The following is a 2,466-nucleotide window of genomic DNA, read 5'->3' on the forward strand; positions in this document are numbered from 1 at the left end:
CCTGGCGCTGAGCGGCTACCGCGCCAGTGTCCGCGATGCCGCCGAGCCCGCCGAACCCTAGCGCGGTATCGCGCTACGGCGCGTCTGCAGGCACACGATCGCCCGCAAGACCCGGCCACAGTGCATCGAAGACATCGACGCACGGCATACTGCCTTTCTTGTAGGAGCGCTTCAGCGCGACAAGGCGCTATCGGTAACGCCATCGCGGCTGAAGCCGCTCTTACAGGAACAGTGGCGCTGTGCATGCATGGCTGTCGTGGTGCACCTGCATGACCTTCGCCAAGCCGCATGCTCCGCCTGCGTTCACGCGCAGAGGACGCCGCGAGATTCAGCAGCAAAGTATTGCGGTTGGTACGCACAGGAAGGTCTCGCTGCGCTTGCGCGGTACCGCCGCAGTCGCTGCCTGCCGGTGTGTGCAGTAACCGCTTCAGCCGCGACGATTACCATCAACGCGTCGCGGCTGAAGCCGCTCCCACAGGAGAGCGAGGTGGTGCGATGCCGATGCCATGTCGGCCGCATGGATTCGCGCAGGAGCGGCATGTGCTGCTGTTCGGGATCAGCGACGACTTTCGCCAGTTGACTCCTGCACGTGCATGTCAGCGCCATCCCGGAGCGCAGAGCGAACAGCATCCTGCGCGGCGCGGACACAGGCCAGCGCCGCGGCGTGATGCGCCGACGATTCAGTCGTCGAGCTTGGTCAGCAGGTAGTTCGGCTCGCCGATCCGGTCGATCAGGTCGAGCTGGGTTTCCAGCCAGTCGATGTGCTCTTCTTCCGATTCCAGGATGTCGGCCAGGAGCTGGCGGCTGACGTAGTCCTGGATCGATTCGGCGTAGGCGATGCCTTCGCGCAGGGTGACCGTGCCGTCCTGTTCCAGCGCCAGGTCGCACTCGAGGATTTCCTTGGGGTTCTCGCCGATGCGCAGCTTGCCCAGCGCCTGGAAGTTGGGGAGCCCCTCGAGGAACAGGATGCGGTCCGCCAGCTTGTCGGCGTGCTTCATCTCGTCGATGGATTCCTTGTACTCGTGCTCGGCCAGTTCCTTCAGACCCCAGTTCTTCAGCATCTTGGCGTGCAGGAAGTACTGGTTGATCGCGGTCAGCTCGTTGTAGAGGACCTTGTTGAGGAACTCGATGACTTTGCTGTCGCCCTTCATTGCATCGCTCGCGTAAGCCGGAAAGCGCAGACTTTAGCGAATCGCGCTGCGACGTGAAGGAACGCGAATCGTGATCATCCCGCGCTGCAGCGCGGCGACGGCCTCAGGCGGCGCGGGCCAGGCCGCCCAGCACCGGCAACGGCAGCTCGCGGCTCAGCGCGCGCTCCAGCAGGTCGCCGGCCATGTCCAGGCAGGAGCCGCAGGTGGCCCCGCAGCCCGTGCGCATGGTCAGTTCGGACACGCTGCGGCAGCCGGCTTCGGCGGCTTCGCGGATCTGGCGATCGGTGACCCCATTGCAGATGCAGACGTACACGGCGGGCTTGGCGGCGGACGGCGCGGACTGCGCCTAGCGCCCATTCAAACCAAAGTGAGAATGGTTGTCAATTCCGCCCGTTAATCGTTATTAATCCGCGCCGCCCAAGGCCCGCCGCGCTTGCGTGGACGCTTGCGCGGCCGCTCGTGGCCCGCCGTATTGCCCGGCAGCCAGGCCTCCTGGGCCAGGGTCGGCATGGCGCGGATGCCGGCGCCGGCGATGGTCTGCGCCAGCGGCGCCAGGTGGCGCAGCGCCCGCGCGTAGACCCCGCGCTTGAACAGCACCACGTGCTCCACCGGGTACCAGAAATCGACCCAGCGCCAGTGGTCGAACTCCGGCGTCTCGGTCAGTTCCAGGTTCAGCTGGCTCTCGTCGCACTGCATCCGCAGCAGGAACCAGACCTGCTTCTGGCCGATGCAGACCTGGCGCTCGTTGCGGCGGATAGCCCGGCTGGGCAGGCGATAGCGCAGCCAACCGGGGGTGGCGCCGAGCACTTCCACATGCTCGGGCAACAGCCCGGTTTCTTCGCGCAACTCGCGGTACATGGCCTCCACCGGGGTCTCGTCGGTGTTCATGCCGCCTTGCGGGAACTGCCAGCCGTCCCGGCGCACACGGCGTGCCCAGAACACCTGACCATCCGGCCGCATCAGCACGATGCCTACGTTCGGTCGATAGCCGTCCGGATCGATCACGATGCGGACTCCTGAAAAATCTACTGGCTCCGACTCTGCCATGGCTGCGGCCGGGCCACAAGCAGCGCAGAAACCCGTTGACAGCCGCCCGCTTCTCCATAAGAATTAGCGGTTCACCAGGGCTATGTAGCTCAGCCGGTTAGAGCACAGCACTCATAATGCTGGGGTCGGTGGTTCGAGTCCACCCATAGCCACCATGGTGTGTACGCCCAAGGCGTGCGATACTTGCAGTCCGCATTGCCCCGTCGCCAAGCGGTAAGGCACCTGACTCTGACTCAGGCATTCGGTGGTTCGAATCCATCCGGGGCAG

General features: G+C 65.0%; 3 protein-coding genes and 2 tRNA genes. 2 read left to right on the top strand and 3 right to left on the bottom strand.

All coding sequences use genetic code 11. The features are described 5' to 3' along the window. Positions 1-680: 680 nt before the first annotated feature. The 3 genes from bfr to D180_RS07380 form a co-directional block, all read right to left on the bottom strand. Positions 681-1,151, bottom strand: a complete 471-nt coding sequence (gene bfr / locus D180_RS07370) for a bacterioferritin (protein ID WP_017910327.1) — start codon at positions 1,149-1,151, stop codon at positions 681-683. Between the two features lie 103 nt (positions 1,152-1,254). After that, positions 1,255-1,464 (bottom strand): (2Fe-2S)-binding protein, encoded by a 210-nt coding sequence (locus tag D180_RS07375; protein WP_017912292.1) that lies wholly within the window; start codon positions 1,462-1,464, stop codon positions 1,255-1,257. Positions 1,465-1,544: 80 nt separating this feature from the next. After that, the gene (locus tag D180_RS07380; RefSeq protein WP_010341422.1) at positions 1,545-2,156 is read right to left on the bottom strand and encodes an RNA pyrophosphohydrolase; all 612 of its coding nucleotides are present in this window, start codon (positions 2,154-2,156) and stop codon (positions 1,545-1,547) included. A gap of 120 nt (positions 2,157-2,276) precedes the next feature. On the opposite strand from D180_RS07380, the gene D180_RS07385 reads away from it, so the two are divergent. Together D180_RS07385 and D180_RS07390 are read left to right on the top strand one after the other, a co-directional pair. After that, positions 2,277-2,353, top strand: a tRNA-Met gene (locus tag D180_RS07385). 41 nt (positions 2,354-2,394) lie between these two features. Beyond that, positions 2,395-2,466 (top strand) — tRNA-Gln (locus D180_RS07390).

The organism is Xanthomonas sp. SHU 166, assembly GCF_000364685.1.
GTDB lineage: Bacteria > Pseudomonadota > Gammaproteobacteria > Xanthomonadales > Xanthomonadaceae > Xanthomonas_A > Xanthomonas_A sontii.